The sequence below is a fragment of the Paenibacillus sp. NPDC056722 genome, from assembly GCF_042790635.1.
GTDB lineage: Bacteria > Bacillota > Bacilli > Paenibacillales > Paenibacillaceae > Paenibacillus_AQ > Paenibacillus_AQ agri.
The window spans coordinates 62,986-87,328 of record NZ_JBHTYV010000003.1 but is presented as its reverse complement, the minus strand read 5'-3'; the positions used below and the strand labels follow the sequence as shown (position 1 = coordinate 87,328).

At 50.2% G+C, this 24,343-nt stretch carries 22 protein-coding genes and 2 riboswitches; of the genes, 20 read left to right on the top strand and 2 right to left on the bottom strand.

The window, feature by feature from the left end:
• The first annotated feature begins 1 nt into the window (after nt 1).
• Genes ACFRAM_RS08960 through ACFRAM_RS08950 form a run of 3 tightly spaced genes read left to right on the top strand, consistent with a single transcriptional unit; the run spans nt 2 to nt 2,534 of the window.
• On the top strand, nt 2-736 hold the full coding sequence (locus ACFRAM_RS08960) for a metal ABC transporter ATP-binding protein (RefSeq protein WP_175373755.1): 735 nt from the start codon (nt 2-4) through the stop codon (nt 734-736).
• Nucleotides 733-1,659 (top strand): metal ABC transporter permease, encoded by a 927-nt coding sequence (locus tag ACFRAM_RS08955; RefSeq protein ID WP_379465598.1) that lies wholly within the window; start codon nt 733-735, stop codon nt 1,657-1,659. Before ACFRAM_RS08960 ends, ACFRAM_RS08955 begins: the two co-directional genes overlap by 4 nt.
• Nucleotides 1,659-2,534 carry a metal ABC transporter permease gene (locus tag ACFRAM_RS08950; RefSeq protein WP_066363472.1) on the top strand — a complete coding sequence of 292 codons (876 nt, stop codon included), beginning with the start codon at nt 1,659-1,661 and terminating at the stop codon, nt 2,532-2,534. Before ACFRAM_RS08955 ends, ACFRAM_RS08950 begins: the two co-directional genes overlap by 1 nt.
• A 40-nt stretch (nt 2,535-2,574) precedes the next feature.
• Here ACFRAM_RS08950 and ACFRAM_RS08945 read toward each other — a convergent pair whose 3' ends face one another.
• Nucleotides 2,575-3,744 carry a PstS family phosphate ABC transporter substrate-binding protein gene (locus ACFRAM_RS08945; RefSeq protein WP_379465597.1) on the bottom strand — a complete coding sequence of 390 codons (1,170 nt, stop codon included), beginning with the start codon at nt 3,742-3,744 and terminating at the stop codon, nt 2,575-2,577.
• 207 nt (nt 3,745-3,951) lie between these two features.
• Nucleotides 3,952-4,101: riboswitch (FMN riboswitch) on the top strand.
• Between the two features lie 129 nt (nt 4,102-4,230).
• Between ACFRAM_RS08945 and ACFRAM_RS08940 the strand changes: the two genes are divergently transcribed.
• The 7 genes from ACFRAM_RS08940 (at nt 4,231) to ACFRAM_RS08910 (ending at nt 12,333) form a co-directional block, all read left to right on the top strand.
• A complete protein-coding gene (locus tag ACFRAM_RS08940; RefSeq protein ID WP_379465596.1) occupies nt 4,231-5,184 on the top strand; it encodes a DMT family transporter in 954 nt (317 codons plus the stop codon).
• 276 nt (nt 5,185-5,460) lie between these two features.
• The gene (locus ACFRAM_RS08935) at nt 5,461-6,126 is read left to right on the top strand and encodes a stage V sporulation protein AA (RefSeq protein WP_379465595.1); all 666 of its coding nucleotides are present in this window, start codon (nt 5,461-5,463) and stop codon (nt 6,124-6,126) included.
• Complete coding sequence (locus tag ACFRAM_RS08930; protein WP_379465594.1) at nt 6,123-6,548, top strand: stage V sporulation protein AB; 426 nt, start codon at nt 6,123-6,125, stop codon at nt 6,546-6,548. The genes ACFRAM_RS08935 and ACFRAM_RS08930 overlap by 4 nt, the downstream gene beginning before the upstream one ends.
• A 1,363-nt stretch (nt 6,549-7,911) precedes the next feature.
• Nucleotides 7,912-9,678, top strand: coding sequence for a spore germination protein (locus tag ACFRAM_RS08925; RefSeq protein WP_379465932.1), 1,767 nt, complete (start codon nt 7,912-7,914; stop codon nt 9,676-9,678).
• A 187-nt stretch (nt 9,679-9,865) separates the two neighbouring features.
• A complete protein-coding gene (gene lysA, locus ACFRAM_RS08920; protein ID WP_379465593.1) occupies nt 9,866-11,197 on the top strand; it encodes a diaminopimelate decarboxylase in 1,332 nt (443 codons plus the stop codon).
• Nucleotides 11,198-11,337: 140 nt separating this feature from the next.
• On the top strand, nt 11,338-11,769 hold the full coding sequence (locus ACFRAM_RS08915; RefSeq protein WP_379205516.1) for a peptidylprolyl isomerase: 432 nt from the start codon (nt 11,338-11,340) through the stop codon (nt 11,767-11,769).
• A 168-nt stretch (nt 11,770-11,937) separates the two neighbouring features.
• On the top strand, nt 11,938-12,333 hold the full coding sequence (locus tag ACFRAM_RS08910) for a nitrous oxide-stimulated promoter family protein (protein ID WP_379465592.1): 396 nt from the start codon (nt 11,938-11,940) through the stop codon (nt 12,331-12,333).
• Between the two features lie 6 nt (nt 12,334-12,339).
• Here ACFRAM_RS08910 and ACFRAM_RS08905 read toward each other — a convergent pair whose 3' ends face one another.
• The gene (locus ACFRAM_RS08905) at nt 12,340-13,098 is read right to left on the bottom strand and encodes a YwaF family protein (protein WP_175373746.1); all 759 of its coding nucleotides are present in this window, start codon (nt 13,096-13,098) and stop codon (nt 12,340-12,342) included.
• Nucleotides 13,099-13,341: 243 nt separating this feature from the next.
• Between ACFRAM_RS08905 and mscL the strand changes: the two genes are divergently transcribed.
• From mscL to ACFRAM_RS08855, 10 genes are all read left to right on the top strand, one after another.
• Nucleotides 13,342-13,734: a large conductance mechanosensitive channel protein MscL gene (gene mscL, locus ACFRAM_RS08900; protein ID WP_379465591.1), complete on the top strand. Its 393-nt coding sequence runs from the start codon at nt 13,342-13,344 to the stop codon at nt 13,732-13,734.
• Between the two features lie 86 nt (nt 13,735-13,820).
• On the top strand, nt 13,821-15,395 hold the full coding sequence (locus tag ACFRAM_RS08895; RefSeq protein WP_379465590.1) for a helix-turn-helix domain-containing protein: 1,575 nt from the start codon (nt 13,821-13,823) through the stop codon (nt 15,393-15,395).
• A 115-nt stretch (nt 15,396-15,510) separates the two neighbouring features.
• Nucleotides 15,511-16,530 carry an ABC transporter substrate-binding protein gene (locus ACFRAM_RS08890; protein ID WP_379465589.1) on the top strand — a complete coding sequence of 340 codons (1,020 nt, stop codon included), beginning with the start codon at nt 15,511-15,513 and terminating at the stop codon, nt 16,528-16,530.
• Nucleotides 16,531-16,711: 181 nt separating this feature from the next.
• Nucleotides 16,712-16,871: riboswitch (FMN riboswitch) on the top strand.
• 238 nt (nt 16,872-17,109) lie between these two features.
• On the top strand, nt 17,110-18,210 hold the full coding sequence (ribD, locus tag ACFRAM_RS08885; RefSeq protein WP_379465931.1) for a bifunctional diaminohydroxyphosphoribosylaminopyrimidine deaminase/5-amino-6-(5-phosphoribosylamino)uracil reductase RibD: 1,101 nt from the start codon (nt 17,110-17,112) through the stop codon (nt 18,208-18,210).
• A 19-nt stretch (nt 18,211-18,229) separates the two neighbouring features.
• Nucleotides 18,230-18,901, top strand: a complete 672-nt coding sequence (locus ACFRAM_RS08880) for a riboflavin synthase (protein WP_379465588.1) — start codon at nt 18,230-18,232, stop codon at nt 18,899-18,901.
• Nucleotides 18,902-18,998: 97 nt separating this feature from the next.
• Nucleotides 18,999-20,252: a bifunctional 3,4-dihydroxy-2-butanone-4-phosphate synthase/GTP cyclohydrolase II gene (locus ACFRAM_RS08875; protein WP_175373741.1), complete on the top strand. Its 1,254-nt coding sequence runs from the start codon at nt 18,999-19,001 to the stop codon at nt 20,250-20,252.
• 485 nt (nt 20,253-20,737) lie between these two features.
• Nucleotides 20,738-21,205 (top strand): 6,7-dimethyl-8-ribityllumazine synthase, encoded by a 468-nt coding sequence (gene ribH, locus ACFRAM_RS08870; protein ID WP_066365462.1) that lies wholly within the window; start codon nt 20,738-20,740, stop codon nt 21,203-21,205.
• Between the two features lie 134 nt (nt 21,206-21,339).
• On the top strand, nt 21,340-22,131 hold the full coding sequence (locus ACFRAM_RS08865; protein ID WP_175373740.1) for a segregation and condensation protein A: 792 nt from the start codon (nt 21,340-21,342) through the stop codon (nt 22,129-22,131).
• Nucleotides 22,100-22,693 (top strand): SMC-Scp complex subunit ScpB, encoded by a 594-nt coding sequence (scpB, locus tag ACFRAM_RS08860; RefSeq protein WP_379465587.1) that lies wholly within the window; start codon nt 22,100-22,102, stop codon nt 22,691-22,693. The genes ACFRAM_RS08865 and scpB overlap by 32 nt, the downstream gene beginning before the upstream one ends.
• Before the next feature lie 263 nt (nt 22,694-22,956).
• The gene (locus ACFRAM_RS08855) at nt 22,957-24,327 is read left to right on the top strand and encodes a pyridoxal-phosphate dependent enzyme (RefSeq protein ID WP_379465586.1); all 1,371 of its coding nucleotides are present in this window, start codon (nt 22,957-22,959) and stop codon (nt 24,325-24,327) included.
• Nucleotides 24,328-24,343 lie beyond the last annotated feature (16 nt).

Below are 24,343 nucleotides of genomic sequence, written 5' to 3'. Positions count from 1 at the left end.
TATGCAAGGACTAAGTGTCACAGGTTTGTCGGCCGCTTATCGGAAAAGTAAAGTCCTGGACGAAGTTAATTTCAAGCTGCCTAAAGGATCGCTAACCGGGATTGTCGGCCCCAACGGCGCGGGCAAGTCGACCCTGCTGAAGGTGATGCTGGAGCTGCATCCGAAGCTCGGGGGGACGGTTCACTTTGCTGGAAAGCCGCTAAAGACGATGCGCAAAAAAATCGGCTATGTCCCGCAGCGTGGCTCTGTGGACTGGGATTTCCCTACAGATGCGCTGGATGTCGTAATGATGGGGCTGTATGGAAATGTGGGGTGGATGAAGTCACCTAAAGCACGGCATCGCGAACAGGCGATGGCGGCACTGGAGCAGATGGGCATGGCGGATTATGCCCGCCGCCAGATCAGCCAGCTGTCTGGTGGACAGCAGCAGCGGGTCTTTCTGGCCCGTGCACTGGTCCAGGATGCCGAACTTTATTTTATGGATGAACCGCTCGCAGGCGTGGATGCAGCCACGGAGCAGGCGATCATGACTACGCTAAGAGAGTTGAAAGGGCGTAGTAAGACAGTTATGGTCGTGCATCATGATCTCCAGACCGTGGAGGATTACTTTGATCATGTGCTGCTGCTTAACCGCACGGTGATGAATTACGGGGAGACAGCGGATGTGTTCACGAAAGACAATGTGTACCGGACCTACGGGGCGGGCCTGCGCTGGAGACAAGAGGTGCCGTCATGACGCTCCTACTGTCACCGAATGCTTGGTGGGTATTGCTTAGCATGCTCGTGCTCGGTGTCGCCTCAGGAATGATTGGCTGTCTTGCCTATTGGAAGCGGCAAAGTCTGATGAGCGACGCGCTGTCCCACGCGGCATTGCCGGGCGTAGTTATTGCTTTTGCCATCACCGGTGTGAAAATACTGCCTGTTCTGATCTTGGGAGCGGCCATCAGCGCACTGATCGGTGCGTTCCTGGTGCAATGGGTTGTTTCCTCCAGCCGGATCAAGGAAGATACAGCGATGGGTATCGTGCTGTCCGTGTTCTTCGGTCTTGGGATTATGCTGCTCACAATTGTGAACCGGACTGGGGGCGGTAATGTGAGCGGTCTCGACGGATTCATCTTCGGGCAGGCAGCTTCCATGGTCCGCACCGATGTCTACACTATGAGTGCGCTGGGCCTGGTGGTCATCTCCATCGTCTGGCTGGGGTTTAAAGAATGGAAGCTGTTTCTATTTGACCCTGCCTTTGCCAAAGGTCTTGGTCTGTCGGTCCGGCTGATGAACAGTCTCTATTCAGGTGTGTTGGTACTGGTGATTGTTATAGGTATTCAAGCCGTTGGGGTTATTCTCATGTCCGCCTTGTTGATTATTCCAGCGGTGAGCGCAAGGTACTGGACGCATTCCTTTAAATGGATGCTGATCGGTGCAGCACTTATCGGGGGCGGATCAGGCGTTATTGGAACGGTGATAAGTACGATGGGTAAAGGATGGCCTACGGGTCCTTTCATTGTTGTTTCATCTGCGGCCTTCTTCGTGGTTTCTCTGCTGTTCGGTGCCCAGAAAGGTCTAGTGATTGTTCACCTGCAGCAGCGCAGCAGAATAAAGAGTGAAGTGTCGGTTCCGGCCGAGAGAGAGAAAATAGTCGTGAAGGAGGGGGGATACTGATGAGCTATACAGGCTGGATTTTGCTTACCGCATCACTGGTAGGTCTGTCATGCGGCACTATCGGCGTCTTGTTGATTTTACGCAGAATGGCGATGATGGCAGATGCCATCAGTCATACCGTGCTCCTGGGTATTGTTGTTGCTTTTTTGGTCACCCGTGAATTGAGCGGCTATCACATGCTGATCGGCGCTGTCGTGGCGGGGTTATTGACTTCGATATTGATCCAGTGGCTGCAGTCGCGCGGAGTACAGGGTGAGGCGTCGATTGGGGTGGTATTCACGACCTTGTTTGCAGTGGGAGTGATCCTGATCGCTACGAAAGTGGGCAACGCCCATTTGGACGTGAAGCATGCTTTGATGGGCGAAATCACCTTTGTGCCTTGGACGACGGTGCATTTGCCATGGATTGGCGACATTCCCGAGGCCACCTTCATCCTATCCATTGTATTGTTGGTGGTTCTAGCGGCCGTAATTGGATTCTATAAAGAATGGAAAATAACATCCTTTGATCCTGCATTGGCTGCCAGCATCGGGATTCCGGTTGTCGTTATGCACTATGCGTTCATGTCGTTGCTGTCGATTACTACAGTGGCAGCGTTTGATGCAGTAGGGGCCATTATGGTCGTCGCCATGCTGATCACTCCAGCAGCTTCAGCCTATCTTTGGACAGACCGCTTGTCCCTGATGTTTGTGCTCAGTGGGGGCTTTGGCGTCCTGGCTGCAGTCGCAGGATACTATACCGCAGCTTGGCTCGATACGTCGATATCGGGTTCGATGGCTTTTGCTACCGGGGTACTGTTCATGATCAGTTTCCTGGCCTCCCCGAAGCATGGATTGCTTTCAAAGCTACTGTCACCTACAGTTGCAGCTGAATAAATCAATGGATGTTCCAAGCGGATGGAACATCCAGCGAGTCTTATTTCAAAGAAGTATAACCTGTCTTCTCCACCAGTTCCTGTCCCTGTGGTGAGGTGATCCAGTCGAGAAACGGCTCAATGTTAGGATTGCTGCTGCCGGCAGTGACGGCATAAAACTCGGTGGCAAAAGAATATTCACCATTACGAATTGTGGTTCTCTCCGGGCGTATCCCATCGATCTCCAGTAGTGCAATCTCTCCATCACGGTTTAGCTCGGAGGCGTAGAACAGGAAGCTGTAGCCTAGCGCATTTCGGAAATTGCGGTAGTTTGCAGTCCGGCTTATTATACCGCTCATAAGGTCGGCGACATCCTCCTGCGGAGGGGTCATAAGCGGCGTGTTCCCCATGACCTTCTGCAGCATGGTCTGGCTGCCGCTGTCCTCAGGGCGCTGGAAGGCCCGAATCCCGTTGTTGCTGCCGCCTACCTCTTTCCAATTTGTGATTTTTCCCGAGTAGATATGCTTTATTTGTTCAATGGTAAGCCCCTTGACCGGATTGCGCCGGTTCACAAAGAATACGAAGGCCTCCCGGCCAATCGGCGTCAGCTTGAGCTGTACGCCTTTTTGCTGTGCTTCCTTCAGCTGAGACTGGGATGGGGCCGCGGCAAAGATCATATCGACTTCGCCTTCAAGCAAGCGTTTATAGGCCACCGGAGTTGTTGAACAGGTGATTAAGCTGTCTGCGCCATAAGGCTGGTACTCGCCTGAAGGATACACAGCCTGGGCAAAGGACGCATATAGCGGATAAAGAGCAGTGGCCCCGTCAAGACGCGGAAGATCTTCACGAATAGTAAAGGTCGTAGGTTTGGTGAGTGCAGCGGCTTTGGAATCCGGGACGAAAGGGGCATACTGTGCCAGGTTGACCTCCTGCTCGTTGATCTCGCCAAAGCTGTTCACATACACTTTGCTAAGCTCAAAGCCAGCAGTAGATAGTAGGCAGAGCCCGGCGAATGAGAGCAGTACGATGTGCCTGGTCCGCCGCTTCAATATTTGGAATATCGTGATGACAGAGTAGGCGGCCAAGAAAGCAGTGGCAGTGATCAGAAGCGGCACATAGAATTTGAGGCCGAGATTCAGAGCGGTTATGAGGGTAGTGATAAATCCGATCAGGGTGATACCGCCTACGGCAACGACGGAGAATAGCAACTTTGTCCAGAATGATTCCTTCACAGTGAGGGATGCTCCTTTATCTTGAAAATAAGAATAATGTAATTAATTGGATTATACCTTAAATATCCCATTTATGTAGTGGGAAATCTCTCGTTTTCAGAGACGAAATTGCTTTTGTTGTATGAAAGAAATATGAATATTTTCATAAAAGGCTGGACGAATGGCTACAGAAGGTTTATTGTTGGTTGTGAAAATAATAACGGAATACAAGATTCTCGGGGTAGGTGAAATTCCTAACCGGCGGTAATGTTCAGAGTGAACAAAGCCCGCGACTCGTCTCCACCTGTTAGCAGGAGAGGCGACTGATCTGGTGCAATTCCAGAGCCGACGGTAAAGTCCGGATGGGAGAGGATCATAAGATAAAGGCGCAGGGCCTGTTTCCTGTACGCTTTTATTGATAATACCCCCGAGTATTGCCTGTTCTAAGGCATATCGGGGGTTTTTGGTCTCTTAATCGAGGGTTTGTATCGACAAGGAGAATGTAAGATGAGTAATGTATCTGCTTCATCATCCGTAGTGCGTCCGGCGCGTCTGCGGGGCGGTTTTTGGCTGGTTGTCATGGGGGCGGCGCTGTGGGGTGTAGACCCGCTCTTTCGCATCATCCTGCTCAAGTCGTTGACCTCTTCGCAAATTGTATTGCTGGAGCATGTTGTGTTGTTTTTGGCCGCTTTTCCGGTTCTTTGGCGCCACCGCGCTGAACTGAAAGCTATCCGCTTCCGTCAAGCGGGAGCGCTGTTGATCGTCTCCTGGGGCGGCTCAGCAGTTGCTACGATTCTGTTCACCATGGCATTGTCCAGTGGCGATCTCAATGCCGTACTGCTGCTGCAGAAGCTGCAGCCGTTGTTCGCTATCGGGCTTGCGGCCCTCCTGCTCAAGGAGAGATTGCCGAAGCATTTTGCCCCTCTGATGATCGTAGCCTTGGCGGGAACGTATCTGCTTACCTTCGGTTGGAGCATTCCTTTCGGTCATGTGAACAATTTTATTAGCATCAGCAGTGTTATGGCGCTGGGAGCGGCTGCGCTATGGGGAGGGTCCACTGTAATGGGCCGCTATCTGCTGGGCTCTATGAAATATGAGACGGTAACATCACTGCGTTTCATCTTGGCCCTGCCTTTATTGTTCGTCGTTACGGCGTTGGAACGGGCGCCTTGGCAATTCCAGGGTGGGATTGGAGCAACCTCTGCTGTGGCCATCAATCTGCTGCTGCAGGCGCTACTCCCGGGACTACTAAGTATGTTATTGTATTACAAGGGACTTAGCACAACCAAGGCTTCTTTTGCGACACTAGCCGAACTTAGTTTTCCAATGACCGGTGTCGTCATTAACTGGGTGGTGTTCAACCAACTGGTCACCCTACCGCAAATTATCGGGTTTGCACTAATCTGGACCGCGCTATTCTTTATCTCAAACCAACAGTCCAGGCAGCAAAGCCTCGGATAACATATCTTGTTTCAGTAGCATGTTTGTTGTACGCCTGAGGGGACATACCCCAGGGCTAAGCTTCGTCTAAAAAGCACCTGTTTCCCTGGATCATCCAGTGGAACAGGTGCTTTTTTATGTGACTGAAAGCAGAACGGCGCTACGTGAAATCCTCCAATTCCCATTACAAGAGTAAAATTCAGCCTTTTCTCCCATACTACCCTTATTCTTTTCTTCAACCCCTATGGAGTCTTGCCCACCTTAGGCAGCTCCAGATCCCCTTTAGGAGGAATATGGATGACACACCATTCGGCGGCCACCATTTTCATACAGCTCAAAAACCGGGTGTCAGTTCCCAAAGGTCAGGGGGTGATGCTCCGGGATATTGCCAATCTCATTACGGCCCCGGAGTGGGAGGACGCGCTGTACTCTCTAATGTTGATTCAACCCAAGCTAAGTGATGGCAACTTGATTCTGATTGATCTGCTAATGGTGATTCCGCGAATTCACGAGATTCTGCCAGGCGTAGAAATCCAGCTTATCGGCGAAGGCAGGACGATTGTACAGATTATAGGACCGGTGGAGTCACGGCCTCCGTCAACGGCGATGTTCGTGCTTGTGTGGCTGTTGTTGTTCTTTGGTTCAGCACTGACGATTATGAACTTTCATGCGGATGTAAGTATGCAGGAGGTCCAGATCCGCATTGTAGAGATGTTAACAGGGCATAAGGATGAACATCCTTATCTGTTCCAGATTGCCTATTCCGTAGGCATTGGGCTGGGGATGGTGATTTTCTTCAACCATTTATTCAAGAAAAAATGGAATGAGGAGCCAACCCCGCTGGAAGTCGAGATGTTCCTGTACCAGAAAAATATTGACCAATATGTGGTTAACGAGGAATACGCCAAATTGAGGCGGCGTGAAGCCATTATACCGGAGAACACGGAGGGTGGGGGGCAATGACAGCACCGATATCACTGGGAATTAATCTGTTGCTGGGCATTGCGGGAGGAATCGCCGTCGGTGGTGGAGTGATTGCTCTCTTCGTTGTGCTGGACATCATCCCCCGGCTGGCGCAACTGACCTCTTCTTACGATAAAGTGCACTGGTATGAAGGAGCGATGGTTGCAGGGTCGCTGCTGGGTACCATCAGTGATTTCTGGAACTGGAAAATAACCTCGGGTCCATTGGTAGAAATAGCCGTGGGCTTGTTTGACGGTATCTTTATCGGTATGTTAGCCGCCGCATTAACTGAAGTATTGAATGTGCTCCCGATTCTGGCGAAACGCCTGCAAATGGTTCATCGCCTGTTCGGGCTGTTGATGGCAATGACTGCCGGTAAGGTCATGGGCTCATTATTTGACTGGTTTGTGTATTTAAAGTAAAGGAGGGTATGGAATGAACAAATTTATTCACAGCGGGGATTCGGTAGAGAAAAGCGTGCCGGTAAAGGAATCGGGATCGATAGAAGAAACAAAGACTTCGTCCGCAGATGATGTGAAAAGTAAGAATCAGGAGCTTGAGGCCTCCGGGGAGTTGGGTGCTGAGGAGAGGAACTCTGAAGAAACAACAGAGGCAGGAGAAGCAAGCAATGCAACAAGTGGCCTCCCAAGGGAAGGTGCAACTGGTGACGGATCAATCAGCGATAGCGCTAGGGGCGAAAGTCCAGCTGGTGAAGAATCAATTAGTGGCAGCACTGGAGTTGAAGGTGTTACTGGAGACGGATCGACCAGTGGTGGCAGTACCAGCGGCGAAGGAGCTATTGGTAAAGGATCAACAAGCGACAGTGCTAGGGGTGAAAGTGCGACAGGCGGTGAATTAACAAGTGGTAGCACCGAGAGCGAAGACTCAACTGGTGCTGACTTCAGCAGCAATAATTCAGCAAACGAGCATTCTAAGCTTAATAGTTCCACGGCTGAGCATCAGGCTACGGAAGGATTCAGCAGTGACCCTTCCAGTCATGATGATCATGCAGCCGCTGATAATGTTACTGCAGGGGGTGCTGCCGGTGCTACCTCTGGTACCACTAGTAGTGCTGCTAGCGGTGGAACTGGAAACAGGCATACAGAAGTGGAGTTTGCCATGGAATCAGGCTTAGCCTCCAGCAAGACAAGCGCCGAGGCGGAGGCTTCCCGAGTGAATCCGGCATGGATTAACGGGAACAACGGCGGCGGTGAGCAAGGCCAGACTGCAGGTAGTGACTTAGGTGACTCTGGCTCCCAAAATTCTTCGGAGACTAAGCAGCAGACGGATTCCCAGACATCCAGGAAGGATTCAAAGACGGCAGAGCCTGGGTCCTCCTCTGAACAAAATGAGGAACAAGAGGTAGACGCTAATCCAAATAGCAGTAGTGGCAGTAATAGCAATAATGAGAGTAATAGCAGTAATGACAGTAATGACAGTAATGACAGTGATGACAGTAGTGGCAGTAACAGCGCAGGAAGCTCACAGGATGTAGAGGTCTCCGGTGAGCTAGGAGATCAGGAGCAGGACCAGGAGAACGGGGGCAAAGGGCTGTTCGCAAGACTTTTCGGATTCTTCGCAGATGATGAAGAGGATTCCGATCAAGACGACCAAGGCGGAGATGACGGAAGCGGCGGACAGTCGCAAGATTCGCAAGGACAACAACAAGCCGCCGCTTCGAGTGGTCAGGTACAGAAGGGTCAAGGCAAGCAAAGTAAAGCGCAACAAGGGCAGCAAGAGCAAGGCCAAGAGCAGCAAGTGCAAGGCCAAGGCCAAGAGCAGCAAGTGAAAGACCAACAACAAGCAGCTAACAATTCGCACCAAAAATCAGCCCGGAACGATCAACAGCAGAAAGTAGATACGGTTGGAAACGGGCAGGGTAGGCAGGGTCCACAGACTCAAGAAGGTGCTTCTGGCAAGAAAGGGAAAAGTACGGATCAAGCTCAGGCTAAGGGTCAGGATCAAGCTCAGACTAAAGGTCAGGATCGAGGTAAAGAGCAGGATCCGCTGCAATTAAAACGCCAGAACGAACGGTCTGATTCCCTGGAGGAGTCTGTGGTTTACTGGCAGGGGAAGGATGATATCCCGGATTCGCTAGAAAGTATTAAGGATACACTGACAGAGGTTATAGGACTGGGGTCTTCCTTTGATATTGTTTTCAGGGAGATGAAGTTTGGGGGCGCTAATGCTGCCCTGTTCTGTATCAGTGGATTTGCCAAAGATAACATATTGGATGAAATCCTGAAGCGGTTGACCTATCTCACGCCTGAACATTTGTCGACGGATGTGCTGGTGAGTTTCATGGACCTCTATATTCCTCACATACAAGTGGAGAAGGGAGAACTGCTTAGCGAAACTATCAATAAGGTATTGTCAGGCATGAGCGCACTGTTCATTGAGGGAGAGACCCAGGTCATCGTGATGGATACCCGGAGCTACCCCAGCCGAAATCCGGAAGAGCCTTCCATTGAGCGGGTGGTGCGTGGTGCGCGAGACGGATTTACAGAGACTCTGCTTAGCAATATTGCACTAGTCAGACGGAGGCTGCGTGATCCCGGTCTGAAATTCGAGATGCATCAGGTCGGCCGCCGGACGCGAACCGATGTCTGTGTGGCTTACATCGACGACATCGTAGACAAGGCGTTAGTGAAGTCAGTTACGGATAAAATCACAAGTGTGGATATTGATGGTATCCCTCTTGCCGATAAGCAGCTGGAAGAGGCGATCGTAGACGGAGGCTGGAACCCCTATCCGTTGGTCCGCTATTCGGAGAGGCCGGATAATGTATCCTCCCATTTACTGGAGGGGCGGGTGGTCGTTTTTGTGGATACCTCTCCCAGTGTAATGGTGCTCCCAACGACCTTCTTCGATCTTTGCCAGCATGCCGAGGAGAACCGTCAAACCCCTTTTATGGGCAGTTACTTGCGGTGGGTCCGCTTCCTTGGAATTTTCGCTTCGATGTTTCTGTTGCCGTTGTGGTTGCTGCTGGTTATCCATCCCGAGCTGAAACCGCCTATGTTGGACTTTATTGGGCCACAAAAAGTGGCCAAGATTCCCTTGCTGGCCCAGTTTCTGATTGTGGAGCTTGGGGTAGATTTGCTGCGGATGGCAGCGGTACACACACCGACACCTTTAGGCTCGGCGATGGGCTTGATCGCTGCTATTCTGGTTGGCGACATTGCGGTGAAGACAGGGCTATTCGTTAACGAGGTAGTGCTATATATGGCGGTTGCTTCCATCGGGATGTTCGCTACACCGAGCTACGAGCTTGGACTTGCGAACCGGATTATCAGGCTTGTACTCCTGCTCGCGGTGGCTGCATTTCAGGTGCCTGGCTTTATGATTGGGACTACACTTCTAATTGTGTTGTTGACAATACACCGGTCGTACAACTCTCCATATTTGTGGCCTTTTATACCTTTTAATGCAAAGGCTATGGGGGAAATTCTGCTTCGTCAACCTGTTCTGAATTCGAAAACGAGGCCTTCTTTCAATAAAACCAGGGATAATACAAGAATGCCGCCTGTACAGGACAACGAACAACAAACATAAGGATAATACAAATCAACTGCAAATTAGTCCATTCTATGTAGTTCCTTCTGTCTGGTATACTGAATATACTAACCAGCCCCCACAATGTGGATTTTTGTCCGAAGCTTAAGAGCAGGGACGTTGCGGGGACCCTGAGCATACAATAGACAGATGGAATGCGTATTCCATAGAAACTGGAGGACTGAGAATGTTTTTACACGGGACGAGCCGGATTAACGATGCGGGTCATTTGGAGATTGGTGGATGTGATGTAACGGATTTGAAAGCGGAGTATGGAACACCGCTATATATAATGGACGAGCAGCTAGTCCGTCGCCGCTGCCGCGAATATATGGAGGCTTACAAGGCATCTGGACTTGGTTTTCAGGTAGCTTATGCGAGCAAGGCTTTGTCCATCATGGCTATGGTGCGCTTGGCTGACGAAGAAGGCATGTCTCTTGACGTGGTATCGGATGGTGAGCTTTACACAGCGTTGCAAGCAGGATTCCCTGCAGAGCGTATTCACTTCCATGGCAACAACAAGACGGCTGAAGAAATCGAAATGGCAATTGATGCCAAGATCGGCTGCTTCGTCGCTGACAATCTCGTTGAATTGAATCTCCTGCAAGCTATTGCAGCACGCAAGGAAGTTACCGTTAACGTTCTGCTGCGCGTGACTCCAGGTGTTGAAGCGCATACCCATGAATACACCGCTACCGGTCAGACCGACTCCAAGTTCGGTTTTGACATCGGCAATGGTGCAGCTTATGAAGCTGTTAAAGTTACAAACGACAAGGCCAACCTGAATCTGCTGGGTGTGCATTCACATATCGGCTCACAAATTTTCGAGACCGAAGGCTTCCAGCTTGCTGTTGAGCGTGTAGCAGACTTTGCCCGCACCGTCAAAGAAGGACTGGATGTCGAATTCAAGGTTGTGAATCTGGGTGGCGGTTTTGGTATTCGCTATGTCGAAGGGGACACACCACTGCAAGTATCCGAATATGTAAAAGCCATCACCGATGCGGTGAAAACTTACTTTACCGGAATCTACAGCTCTCTGCCAGAGATCTGGGCAGAACCAGGCCGCAGTATCGTGGCTGAAGCGGGTACTACTTTGTACACCGTGGGTACGGAGAAGGATATTCCAGGCGTTCGCAAGTACCTTGCAGTTGACGGTGGTATGACTGATAACCCTCGTCCTGCTCTGTATCAATCCAAGTATGAGGCAATGCTCGCTAACCGCGCTAATGATCCGGCGACAGAGAAGGTCTCCATTGCTGGTAAATGCTGCGAGAGTGGCGATATGCTCATCTGGGATGTTGAACTGCCTAAGGCTGAGAGCGGTGATCTGCTGGCTGTAGCTTCCACTGGTGCATACAACTATTCCATGGCCAGCAACTACAACCGGATTCGTCGTCCCGCTATGGTCTTCGTGCAAAATGGTCAGAGTGATCTGGTCGTACGCCGTGAGAGCTACCAGGACATTATTGTTAATGATGTTGTGCCTGAACGTATTGCCAAACAGGCGGTTGCGAAGTAACAGAAGAGTTCGCAGCAAGAGGAATAACATGCATTGCAGAACAGGCGGGCTAGTCTCCGCTTGTTTTGCTTTGTGCGTGATTTCATAGTAAACTAAGAAAAGTGTTTACCATTTGGAATTTTGAAAGGGGTCATTTACATATGGCAAAGCAAGCGAAAATTACTCTTGAAAACGGCGGTGTAGTCCTGATCGATCTGTTCGATCAAGATGCTCCGAACACTGTAGCCAACTTTGAAAAGCTGGCAAACGACGGTTTCTACAACGGTCTGGTATTCCACCGTGTTATCCCTGGTTTCGTAGCACAAGGCGGCTGTCCGAACGGTACAGGCACAGGCGGCCCTGGCTACACTATCAACTGTGAGATCAACCCTAACAAGCACGAGCGCGGTACACTTGCTATGGCGCATGCTGGCAAGAACACCGGCGGAAGCCAGTTCTACATCTGCTACGCTCCACAACCACACCTGGACGGCGTACACACCGTATTTGGTAAAGTTGTTGAAGGTATGGATCTTGTAGATACTTTCAAAGGTCGCGACAAAATGACTTCCGTAGAAATTATCGAAGCGTAATATATTTGTGAATTTAGGCCTGCGTTCAGCAGCCGCCTGAAGCGTTAAGCCTGATCCACCGTGGATCAGGCTTTTTTGCGCATAAATGTATCTTTTCTCTAGAGATAGTATTGAACAGTGCGGCTTCTCATTGTAAACTTATGGAAAAGTGACGGAGGAATGTGTGGCATGTCTACAGAACCGACGACAAGTAAAAGACAAGCCCGGACGCTTAATATTGGGCCCAGAATTAGCAGGGAAAAAACTACAGTAAGGATCATGATTGTAAAATACTGCAAAGGACATGGACATTTGGGAACCGGTCATATCAAGGCAAAGGTGGAGGAACAAGGAGTATGCGTGGAATGCGGAGAGCTTCTGGCCTACGCATGGAAGCGGCTTGAACACTGCTGTTTTGGTGAAAATAAGACCACCTGCGGGCGCTGCCCGGTGCACTGCTATAAGCCGGACCGTCGCAGCGAGATCAAGACTGTCATGCGCTACGCCGGTCCGCGTATGATCTGGAGCCATCCGCTAACCACCTTGCGTCATATGCTCGATGGACTGACTTCCCAGCCTTCCTGACACGACTCAGTAGGGAAGACGATTCATACGTTGGTTGCGGGACCTTACTCGCTCCGGCAGCCAAAAGAACGCTAAGTACATACACAGAAACACAACGAACGCGAAGAGTTCTTCCACCAGCAGATAATAGGGATACGGCCCAAAGTAATCCAGAACGGAATACGTGCTTGGCTTTCGCATAAGGAACATGTAGTTGGAACCCAGCATAGAATTAGCAACCCAAACGCAGGCAGCGGTAAGATTCAGGCTGAGCATCGTGAAGGCAAGGGATTTCCAGCTTGGCTTGAACCCCTCAACCCAGGTCATATACAAAGAGGCGAGAATGATAGCCCCATGTGAGATGAAGAATAATAGGAAACGGAAGTGCGGAAAAGGATATACCAGGTTAGGTGTCAGCAGAGCAATTGACGCGCCGCCGATTCCGGCAAAATAAAGAAAGGCGTATAGTATCCGGCTGCGGGTAAGCAGCATGATGGCTGACAACAGCACAGTAAGCCCACATAGCTCCAGAGGCAGCGAGGAGTCCGTTTTCCAGATTCCCTGCGAGATATACCACCACTGAAGCCCAGCCTCCGAGGAGAGCAGAATAACGGCAAGCAGCAGACGAACGGACAAACGCAGCCGTCTCCGGGTGCGCAGAGCAAATCTGCATCCGAACAGCAGCAGGCAAACAACGAGCACCGATGCCAGAGCGATCCAATGTGAGGCTGAAAACATGGAGAAGTCGGCATCGCGGCTGCGTCCAAAGAAAGAGGAATAGCTCATAGGCAGCTCCTTAAGACGAAGTTTTTTTCTAGAAAGAAAATCTATTATGGTTTCATCATAGCTGATTTCCGGGAGGTGTTGGAAGAGGATTATGCAATTATTCTCATTTTCAGTCAGATATAGAAGTTTGTTCTGCCACAAGATTTACAGCAGTAAGCCGACAGTTTCTGAAAATTCTTTGAAGTGTCGGTAAAAGTGATGCTATAATGTTTTAAAATTCCAAGCTTTGGGGAGGGTTTAGAAATGTGGAAAGAATTTAAAAGCTTTGCCCTGAAAGGAAATGTGCTCGATCTTGCGGTCGCGGTCATTATCGGTGCAGCGTTCGGGAAGATTGTCTCCTCCTTGGTGGAAGACATCATTATGCCTATTATCGGATTGATAATTGGTGGTATCAACTTAAGCGACCTGACCTTTACCTATGGGAATGCTGTTTTGAAATACGGAGTGTTTCTGCAGACCGTGGTGGATTTCTTCATTATTGCATTCTCGATCTTTATGGCAATCAAGCTGGCCAGCAAGTTCAAGAAGAAGGAAGCAGTTAAGGCGGAGGTTGCCGAGACCCCGGAACCGGCTCCCGAGGTGGCACTGCTCACGGAAATTCGCGACTTGCTGAAGCGGCAGGAACGTGGTGTGTAAGTTGCACTTACATAGGACAAGCGCCGAGGGTAAACTCCTCGGTGCTTGTTTTTTTAAATACGAGTTTTCTGGAAAGGAATTCAAGCATGGATGTCATGAGGAAAGCAGAAATCTGGGAGTGGGAGTTTGAGCGGTCATGGATGGAAATTAGGACGAAGTTACCTCTGCTGCTGGTTAGTGAGTGTGAAGCCGTCATTTCTTTTGAGGCACAGAGCTTTGAGCTTCACAAGGGCAGCGTACTGCTATTGCGAGAGAATATTTCTGCGGTGATTCGCAGAGAGAACAAGGAATCCAAGGTGCTGAAAGTGATTTCCTTTGAGTGTTATCGTCTGGTAGAACATACGGAAGAAACCTTGGTGTACATGCGCAGCCATGACAAGCTTCCGGAAGTGGGTTATGTGGCTGATCAGTTGTCTCCAAAGGGCTGGCAGTTATTTCAGAAACTGATGAATCCAGCGAACCGCATGGAGCAAGCGGAAAAAGACTGGGTGCTTGGAGAATTACTCCGGCAAGTGCTGCAACGGATTGAGATACGGCGTGATTTTTCCACTGGAGAGACGATGCAGGAAGCTGTGCGGTACATCAATGAGCATTTTCATACTCCGCTTACTCGTGCGTCTATGGCGCAGATGGCCGGATTTCACGAAGGCACCTTTTCCCGGCTGTTTCAGAAATATATCGGTAGAAGCTTCACTGAGCATGTAACCAAGGTTCGGATTAATAAAGCTAAGGAATATTTATGCACTGAAGCCTTGACCTTGAACGATATCTCTCAGCGGATTGGCTATTCTGACGGTCTCTACCTCAGCCGCAAGTTCAAGCAGACCGTAGGCCTCTCTCCAAATGCGTTCCGTGCTGCACCGAAGCCGCAGCGGATCGCTGCGATCCAGTTCACCGGACATCTGCTCGCACTGGGAGTAAAGCCTGTGGCAGCCAGTCAAGTGCCATGGGAGACGTCGCAGCTGCTTAGGGATGAACTCGTCGGCACATTGAACCTGGAAAATGGCGAGGAGTGGGGACGGTTGCATGAGCTGAATATTGATCTGGTTCTTGCACCGCAGTATATCTTTCACTCCCGTGGCAGGCTGGAGAGGTACGAGCAGATTGGGCCTGTGATGACTTTGCCTTGGGATAAGCTCGATCGGCTGGAAGAGCTACGTCTTGTAGGGCGTATCATTGGCAGAGAAGAGGAGGCGGAGCAGTGGATCGGGCGTTACCATGAACAGGTTGAAGCAGGTAAAGGGCGTTTATCAGGTTTGATTGAGAGTGGTGAGACTGTTGGTCTGTATGAACTGCGTGGTGAAGATAGGGTGTGGATCTGGAATGTTACGAGCAGAGGTACCTATAATCTGTACAGTGCTCTGCAATTAACACCGCCGGAGCGGATCAGGCAGGAGGTTCTGAAGCCTGGGGAACATCTGGAGATTATCCTCGAAGATTTGCCCGATTATACGGCCGATCACATGTTTGTCGTTGTGGATGGTTTAAGCGGAGGCTATACTGCCGAGAATTTGCTTGAGGAGTACCCTGCTTGGGAGATAGCAACTAGAGGGAGCAGGCGCAGAATTTATCCGTTGGCGCTGGAAGAGTTCTGGTGCAGTGACGGCTTGGCATTGGAGAGACAATTACAAATCCAAGTGGACTGGCTCACCAGAGAGTGACAATTGTCCATGGACAATTGGTCACATTGCGAAATGGACGAAATAGCGGAGAATGAATAAGATGATTAAGAAGTTATTGAGAAAGATAATCATTATCGAAAAAAGGAGAGGTCATATGCGCCAACGCTTAATAAGCTTTCGCCTGATTGTGGGCGTCGTGATTCTGGCTCTGTTGCTCGCAGGGTGCGGAGGGAACACCGTCCAGACCCAGGAGACGGCGGCGAACACGCCACCATCTGACAGTACCAAGGCAGTGGAGGAGTCCACATCCGCAGTTGCTGAAGGACAGGGGGACACTCAGATTATCAACACCATAAACGGTGATGTTGAAATTCCTGCCCACCCCCAGAAGATCGTGACACAAGGTTATCTTGCTAACTTCCTGGTGTTCGGGGTGAAACCTGTCGGTGCGCCTTACTGGGAGTTAGAAAGTCCTCATTTGAAGCCGGATATGGTATCAGGCATTGACGATATCGGACAGATTACCGGCGAGTCGGTTGAGAAAATATTAGCCTTGCAGCCCGATCTGATCGTCACCGTAGGCGGGGATCAGAAGCTCAATGAGCAGTACAGTAAAATTGCACCGACAGTTGTTTTTCCATACGGTACCTTTGACAATGTACATACTGAAATGACTGCCTTCGGCAAGATCCTGGGCAAGGAAAAAGAAGCAGAGGAGTGGCTAACCCAGTTTGACGGGAAGGTGGGGAAGGCTCGTGAAGCCATCAAAGATATTGTGAAGCCTGACCAAACGTATTCCATTCTGGGGGCGTTCGGGAAGGAGTATTATGTCTATGGCGATGGAGTCAACAGAGGTGGACAAGCCATTTATCAGCAGCTCGGTCTGACGCCCCCAGCATCCGTGAAGAAGGATATGATCGACAAGGACAGGGATGCCATGGACATTTCACTGGAAAAAATGCCGGAGTACGCTGGTGACTATATTTTCTTTGATGTCTCTGGGGACGCAAAGTTTGATCCTGACAATCCAGTGTGGAAATCACTGGATGCCGTGAAGAATAACCGTGTTTTCTTTCTCGATCCGGACTTCTTCTGGCCTTATGACCCTATTGCCGTTGAGGCTCAGGTAGATAAGGTGGTCGAAATGCTTCAGAAGGGTCCTGACAATCGTTAAGTAAAGGGGACAAGTTTTGTGTCTGACATCCGGCATTTGCCGGGTGTTTTTTCTATATGAGGATCAAAAAGTTGTGAAGTTACGAAAAATAAGCTAATGTACAATTTATACTTGCATTTTGCAGGGGTAAGTGTTAATTTTGTTGTAAGCAACAGCTTGATACTTCAAAATGAATAAGGTATCAATCCTTCAGGGCAGGGTGAAATTCCCTACCGGCGGTGATGTTGCTGCAAGTTAGTCTTGCAGTGCTTAGTCCGCTACCCGGACCGCGCAACAACGCGGACGGTGGACCCGGTGCAATTCCGGGACCGACAGTATAGTCTGGATGGAAGAAGGAGAGATTGGCGTTTGTCCGTTAACGGGCAGGCGTACTGAAGTGTACATTAATATCATGTGCGTTATTTCACAATTCCGTTGTTTATATAACGGTTATTTGCGCACAGTTTTATTGAAGCTCTCAGTAAACTAACTCTCAACAACCCATCTAGTCTCCTCCTGGAGTCTGAGGTGGGTTTTTTAGTTATGAAGCAGCAGATGCTGCATACAAGAAGTGCAACTTACAGATCGGAGGACAGAGAAATGGATATTATGAACGACGAGTTTTACATGTCGCTTGCCCTGGACATGGCAGAACGCGCTCAAGGACAGACTGGAATCAACCCTGTTGTAGGCTGTGTTGTGGTGAAGGACGGGGCCATGATCGGACTGGGCACGCATCTGCAACGCGGGACAGGCCACGCTGAGGTGCATGCACTGAATATGGCGGCCGGAAAAGCGGCGGGAAGCACTGCTTACGTTACCCTGGAGCCTTGCAGTCACTATGGCATTACGCCACCTTGCAGTCAGCGTCTTATTGACGAAGGCGTGGCACGGGTGGTAGTGGCTTGTGAAGACCCTAACCCGCAGGTGGCAGGACGAGGTGTTCAAATGCTGCGTGATCATGGCATTGAAGTAGAAGTGGGATTGCTGCGCGAGCGGGCACTTCGGTTGAATGAGAAGTTTATCAAGTATATTTTGACCAAACAACCCTTCGTCACGCTGAAGAGTGCCAGCACGCTGGACGGCAACCTGGCTACAAAAACAGGCGACAGCAAATGGATCTCCGGCGAGGCTGCACGGGAAATCGTACACACCATGCGTCATCGGCACCAGGGTATTATGGTCGGGGTCAATACGGTGATCGCTGATAATCCATCGCTCACGACGCGTATGGCGGTTCCTGGCTTCAATCCAGTGCGGATCATTATTGACTCGGCTTTGCGAATTCCACTGGATGCTGCAGTAGTGAGCGACGGGCTGGCCCCAACAATTATCGTGACTACAGGCTCGGCTGACGCGGCGAAGAAGGCTGTGCTGCAAGCAGCGGGTGTGCAGATTGTGGTTTGTGGCACAGGGCCGCGAGTGGATCTATCAGCAGCTATGGTGGCTCTTGGCGAGATGGAGATTGGTTCCATTCTGCTGGAGGGTGGCGGAACCCTGAACGGTGCGATGCTGGAGAGTGGTTTGGTAGATCGGGTAGTGCTGTTCTTCGCTCCTAAGATTGTGGGCGGTGGTGCAGAAGCCAAAGGCACCTTCGTTTTCCCGGGTGTGGAGAAGATGGCTGAAGCCATTACGCTAGAGGGATTGGAAGTAGAAGTGCTCGGGGATAATGTCTGTATCAGCGGTACTCCGGTACGCTAACGCCTGAGGAGGGATAGTGATGTTCACAGGTTTAATCGAGGAAGTCGGTGTTCTGCGCGGCATCTCCACTGGTGGTGAAATGATGGTGCTGAACATCGGGGCCTCCGTGATTATGGATGACCTGAAGATTGGTGACAGTATCGCGGTTAACGGGGTCTGCCTTACAGCAACCACGCTGGGGGATCATTATTTTACAGCTGATGTGATGCCACAGACTTTCCGGAACAGCAATTTGAAGGAGCTGCGAATCGGCAGCAAGGTCAACCTGGAACGGGCGATGGCAGCCGGTGGTCGATTTGGCGGTCATATCGTACAGGGGCATGTAGATGGTACGGGCACCTTTAAAAGCATCAAGCGGGACCAGAATGCAGTAGTGTTTGAGATCGCAGCAGACCGCAAGTCGCTGTACAAATACATCATTCCAAAGGGCTCTATCACGATTGATGGCATCAGTCTGACAGTAGTCACGACAGGAACATCATCATTCACTGTGTCGGTTATCCCGCACACCTTGGGCGAGACGGTGCTTGGGCATAAACGGGCGGGAGATAGCGTGAACATCGAATGTGATGTGCTCGGCAAGTATGTGGACCATCTGTTGCGTTACGGATCTGCGGGACGAGAAGAGGAAGCAGAGGATATCAGCTCCGGCATAAGTCACGATTTCCTGGCAGCCAACGGATTTATTTGAGACAAAATTACGTAATTGCGGAACGAAGACGTGATTATTACACAATGACGTGATGCAGAGCAATGAAGCTTCTGTAAACGATGAGGAGGATAGAATCATGAGCGAACAATCGAAGCAGGATGTAGTCCTGGATTCCATAGAATCTGCGATTTATGATTTGATGCGCGGCAAGGTGGTCATTGTTGTGGATGATGAGGACCGTGAAAATGAAGGGGACTTCATCGCCCTGGCGGAACGCGCAACCCCTGAAGTGATCAATTTCATGATTACCGAGGGACGCGGACTGGTCTGCCTGCCGATAACGGCGGAACGGGCGGAAGAGCTGGATTTGAAGCCGATGGTCAGTCAAAATACGGATTTCCACGGTACGGCCTTTACGGTCTCGATCGACCATAAAGATACGACTACTGGCATTTCCGCAGCGGAGCGCTCCATGACAGTTAAAGCAATTATGGACCCTGAGGCGAAGCCATCCGATTTCCGCAGACCGGGTCATATGTTCCCGCTGATAGCCAAAAAAGGTGGTGTGCTGCGTCGCTCTGGACACACGGAGGCCGCTGTAGATCTGGCCCAGATGAGCGGTGCGTATCCGGCTGGAGTGATCTGCGAGATTATTAAGGAAGACGGGACTATGGCTCGTCTGCCGGATCTCATTGAGATTGCCCGCAAGCATGATCTGAGACTGATCAGCATCAAGGATCTTATTCACTACCGGAATGAGAAGGAGAAGCTCGTTACCCGCGAGGTAGCGGTGCGCATGCCAACCGATTTCGGTGAATTCCAGACGATTGCCTACTCCAATGTAGTCGATGATAAGGAGCATATTGCACTGGTCAAGGGTGATATCTCCGGTGACGAGCCGGTGTTGGTGCGTGTCCATTCCGAATGTTTGACGGGGGATGTCTTCCATTCCCACCGCTGCGATTGCGGTCCGCAATTCGAAGCTGCATTGCGTCAGATTGATGCTGCCGGCAGAGGAGTCCTGCTCTACATGCGCCAGGAAGGCCGGGGCATTGGGCTGATCAATAAGCTGAAGGCCTACAAGCTGCAGGAAGAAGGACTCGACACCGTTGACGCCAACCTGAAGCTCGGCTTTCCGGCAGACCTGCGGGATTATGGCATCGGCGCCCAGATTCTGAAGGATCTCGGTTTACAACGCATCAAGCTGCTCACCAACAACCCGCGCAAGATTAAGGGGCTGGAGGGGTATGGCCTGGAGATTGTGGAGCGTGTGCCGATTCAGATGCCGGAGAATGAGGATAATACAAACTACCTGCACACGAAGCAGGCTAAACTTGGACATCTGCTTTCTTTTGACGACATTGAACAGAACGAGACCACTAAAGCTTAAACCGTTGATAAATAGACGAACGAAGCAAGACTTAATGAAAAAGCAAGACTTAATGAAAAAGCAAGACTGAAACAAAGAAACAAGAATCAATGAAATAAACACTATTGAACGAAAGAAACTCGGCTAGTCCGAAAGAAGCAAGAATGAATGGAAAAACAAAGGCGAAAAGGGATGATGGGCACCACCTCCCAAGTTGAAATAAGAGCATTTATGTACCTTAAATGGCACGTAAAACCATCTTAATTGAGAATAACGGCAATTTTGTATGTTAATTCCTCCGAACTTTCCCTATTTTGGTGCATTTACCGAAAATAACATACAAAAATACCCTTAAATTCCTGGAATGGCATAGAACGAGGAAAATAAGGTGCAAAAATGCCGTTAATTGGGGAGTAGCATCTTCATTAATAAAATTGCCAAAATAATTACCAAATTTCAAATAACTAAATTTAAAATAACTATATAATGAAGGGTTGATGAACAATATGCCGAATTATTTTGAGGGACATTTAGTATCCGAAGGGTTAAGATATGGAGTCGTTGTAGGACGTTTTAATGAATTCATTACCAGCAAGCTGCTGTCCGGTGCGCTGGATGCTTTCAAGCGCCATGGCGTGGCTGATGACGAAGTGGATGTTGCCTGGGTTCCTGGGGTATTCGAAATTCCACTGATTGCCCAAAAAATGGCCGAAAGCGGAAAATATGATGCAGTGATCACGTTGGGTACAGTAATTCGCGGCTCCACAACGCATTACGATTATGTGTGCAATGAAGTGGCCAAGGGTGTGGCGGCGATCAACCTCAAGACAGGCGTACCAACCATCTTCGGTGTAGTAACGACCGAAAATATCGAGCAGGCCATTGAACGCTCCGGAACGAAAGCGGGCAACAAGGGCTGGGATGCTGCAACGGCGGCTATTGAAATGGCGAATCTGAACAAACTGCTTAAATAACACCTATTGACGAATCTACTAAAATCGTGCTTATTTATATGTATAAGAAGAAAGCATGAATGATATGAATCTTTCTACTTGTGTAGCGTCCCTGCGGCGCTGCACTTTACTTTTTTTTGGCGGGAGGAAGCCTCGTGACTGTATTGTACAAGCTGGAAACGTTTGAAGGTCCGCTGGATCTGCTCTTGCATTTGATTGATAAGGCGGAAATCGACATCCAGGACATTCCGGTCAGCGAGATCACCGAACAGTACATGGAATACCTGCAGACCATGCAGGAGCTTGAACTGGACATTACCAGCGAATTTCTCGTTATGGCAGCGACCTTGTTGTCTATTAAAAGCAAGCTGCTGCTGCCGAAGCCTCCGGTCATCGAGATCGATGACTTTGAGTACTACGAGGACGATGATCTTGATCCACGTGCCGAACTCGTACAGCGGCTGGTGGAATACCGCAAGTTCAAGAGTATTGCGGTCCAATTGATGGATATGGAAAGCGAGCGGAGCCTGATTTTCACCAAGGAGCCGGAAGATCTGGGGCCTTTCGTTCCGACCCAGCAGGATCATCCGCTTAAGGGATTACATACCGCTGACCTGATCGCGGCGTTCCGCAAGGCGCTCAGTAAAGCTGCCAGACGATCTTCCTATCAACGGATCACAAGGGATGAGATTTCAGTGAAGGATCGGATACGGGATGTGTCTGATGCACTGCGGCGGGGTGGCCGTGGCCATAAGCTGCGCTTCTCGGCTCTGCTGGACGACGAGATGGCACGACATGAGATCGTGGTGACATTTCTGGCGATTCTGGAGTTAATGAAGATGAAGGCGATCTATTGCTACCAAGAAAAATTGTTCGAAGACATCGTGATGGAGTGGAGAGGAGGGGAACAATTAGATGAACTACAAGGAACTGAAATCAGTTATTGAGGGCCTGCTCTTTCTGTCCGGGGATGAAGGTTTGTCTGTGCGGCAAATTGCCGAGATTACGGAGCAGCGTCCGGATCTGACATCACGAGCGCTAGATGAGCTGAAGGATGATTACAGCACACAGGAACGCGGCCTTCAGGTCGTGCAGATCGCCGGGAATTACCGTCTGGCCACACTGCCTGCTCATGCGCCTTACTTCGAGCGGCTGGCCTACTCGCCGTCCCGTGCATCCTTGTCCCAGGCAGCGCTGGAGACGCTGGCGATTGTGGCTTATCGTCAGCCGATCACTCGTGTGGAGATTGAAGAGATCCGCGGCGTGAAGTCGGAACGGGCGATTCATACATTGAATAACAAGGATCTTATTCATGAGGTCGGACGGGCTGAGGCCGTGGGCCGGCCCATTCTGTATGGCACGACAAAGTCCTTCTTGGACAGCTTTGGGCTGGCCAGTCTGAAGGAATTGCCGGAACCATCCAGCTTCGAGAGTCCGGATACTCTGGAAGAGGAGACACAACTGTTGTTCAGTAAGCTGGACACTCAAATGACCTTCGAGGAAATGTAATAGGCAGCTGCACAGTTTCTGTGCTCCGACCATGATTGCAAATATACCGTTGCCCACTAGGGCGGCGGTTATTTTTTTGCGCGGAAGCAGCAGTTGTCAGGCTCTGAACCAGTCCACCATGCCGTGCGATATACGTAGTATTGAGCTTGAACCGATCATCCTTTTAAATTGCTTCGATTATGAGAGGTATCGTCTGAAGCACCTTTATCACCTGAAAGCATACTATTTCTATATGATTATTAACCGTGAAGGATGGATGAAGGATGCAGAACATACCGACTGCCATTGACCTGATCGGCAATACCCCGTTGATTGAAGTGCACTGTTTTGATGTGGGGCCCTCGAGATTGTTCCTCAAGCTGGAGAATCAAAACCCGGGGGGATCGATTAAGGACCGGATCGGCCTGGCAATGATCAATCATGCGGAGCAGCAGGGGCTGATTAAGCCTGGAGATACTCTGGTGGAAGCCACGGCTGGCAATACAGGGCTGGGTCTGGCGCTCGCAGCGATAACGAAGGGTTACCAATTGATTCTGGTCATCCCCGACAAGATGAGTACAGAGAAAGTAAACCATCTGCGGGCACTAGGAGTGGAGATCATTCTCACCCGGTCTGATGTGGAGAAGGGACATCCTGAATACTATCAGGATTATGCACAGCGGATCGCGCAGGAGACGCCGGGGAGTTATTTTGTGAATCAATTCAATAACCCGGCCAATCCCCTAGCCCATGAACTCACGACCGGGCCGGAGATTTGGCAACAGACGGGGCAGGAGGTGGATGCTATCGTTGTGGGTGTCGGTTCAGCAGGTACGCTGAAGGGGCTGACTAACTATTTTCGCAAGGTGAAGCCGGAACTAGAAATTGTGCTTGCCGATCCGGCGGGATCCATCCTCGTCGACGTTGTAGAGGGCAATCCGCTGTCTTCTCCCGGAAGTTGGCTCGTGGAGGGCATTGGTGAGGATTTCGTCCCCCCACAGTTCGATCAGTCGCTAATCAGCAAGGCCTACAGCGTCACTGATCAGGAAAGTTTTGCGGCTGCCCGCACTCTGCTGCGCCATGAAGGTATACTGGGCGGTTCCTCAACAGGGACGCTGATCAGCGCTGCTGTAAAATATGCCAGGGAACAGCGTGAGCCTAAGAATATCGTTACATTCGTTTGTGACAGCGGAAACAAGTATCTTACCAAGATGTTCAATGATTTCTGGATGATTGACCGGGGGCTGATACCGAAGAAGCAGCATGGTAGCATTGCAGATATCGTCACCCGCCAACATTCGGAACGCAGTGTGATTACAGTAGGGCCGGAGGATACGCTTTTGAATGCCCATGCCAAGATGAGTCTGTATGAGATTTCGCAGATACCGGTGCTACAGGAAGGGGAAGTTGTGGGCATTATTGATGAATGGGATATTCTAACCGCTACCGAAAGTCGTCAAGAACACGCCCTCAAAGATAAGGTCCGGCAGTATATGTCTACTGATGTTGCCTCCGTCTCGGTTAAAGACAGTCTGGCTCAGGTGATATCTCTTTTGAAGAGAGGGCTGCTTGTAATTGTTTTGAAAGAAGGGGAGTTTTATGGCGTCATCACTAAAAGTGATTACATTCATTATATGCGCCGCAAATTATCTTGAGGGACAGAGGAGAGGT

Coding starts and splice junctions, on each gene's coding strand:
- lysA (WP_379465593.1), top strand. CDS start 9,866: ATGTTTTTACACGGGACGAGCCGGATTAACGATGCGGGTCATTTGGAG.
- ACFRAM_RS08910 (WP_379465592.1), top strand. CDS start 11,938: ATGTCTACAGAACCGACGACAAGTAAAAGACAAGCCCGGACGCTTAAT.
- ACFRAM_RS08915 (WP_379205516.1), top strand. CDS start 11,338: ATGGCAAAGCAAGCGAAAATTACTCTTGAAAACGGCGGTGTAGTCCTG.
- ribD (WP_379465931.1), top strand. CDS start 17,110: ATGGATATTATGAACGACGAGTTTTACATGTCGCTTGCCCTGGACATG.
- ACFRAM_RS08855 (WP_379465586.1), top strand. CDS start 22,957: ATGCAGAACATACCGACTGCCATTGACCTGATCGGCAATACCCCGTTG.
- ribH (WP_066365462.1), top strand. CDS start 20,738: ATGCCGAATTATTTTGAGGGACATTTAGTATCCGAAGGGTTAAGATAT.
- ACFRAM_RS08890 (WP_379465589.1), top strand. CDS start 15,511: ATGCGCCAACGCTTAATAAGCTTTCGCCTGATTGTGGGCGTCGTGATT.
- ACFRAM_RS08880 (WP_379465588.1), top strand. CDS start 18,230: ATGTTCACAGGTTTAATCGAGGAAGTCGGTGTTCTGCGCGGCATCTCC.
- ACFRAM_RS08960 (WP_175373755.1), top strand. CDS start 2: ATGCAAGGACTAAGTGTCACAGGTTTGTCGGCCGCTTATCGGAAAAGT.
- mscL (WP_379465591.1), top strand. CDS start 13,342: ATGTGGAAAGAATTTAAAAGCTTTGCCCTGAAAGGAAATGTGCTCGAT.
- ACFRAM_RS08875 (WP_175373741.1), top strand. CDS start 18,999: ATGAGCGAACAATCGAAGCAGGATGTAGTCCTGGATTCCATAGAATCT.
- ACFRAM_RS08905 (WP_175373746.1), bottom strand. CDS start 13,098: ATGAGCTATTCCTCTTTCTTTGGACGCAGCCGCGATGCCGACTTCTCC.
- ACFRAM_RS08940 (WP_379465596.1), top strand. CDS start 4,231: ATGAGTAATGTATCTGCTTCATCATCCGTAGTGCGTCCGGCGCGTCTG.
- ACFRAM_RS08935 (WP_379465595.1), top strand. CDS start 5,461: ATGACACACCATTCGGCGGCCACCATTTTCATACAGCTCAAAAACCGG.
- scpB (WP_379465587.1), top strand. CDS start 22,100: ATGAACTACAAGGAACTGAAATCAGTTATTGAGGGCCTGCTCTTTCTG.
- ACFRAM_RS08950 (WP_066363472.1), top strand. CDS start 1,659: ATGAGCTATACAGGCTGGATTTTGCTTACCGCATCACTGGTAGGTCTG.
- ACFRAM_RS08895 (WP_379465590.1), top strand. CDS start 13,821: ATGGATGTCATGAGGAAAGCAGAAATCTGGGAGTGGGAGTTTGAGCGG.
- ACFRAM_RS08930 (WP_379465594.1), top strand. CDS start 6,123: ATGACAGCACCGATATCACTGGGAATTAATCTGTTGCTGGGCATTGCG.
- ACFRAM_RS08955 (WP_379465598.1), top strand. CDS start 733: ATGACGCTCCTACTGTCACCGAATGCTTGGTGGGTATTGCTTAGCATG.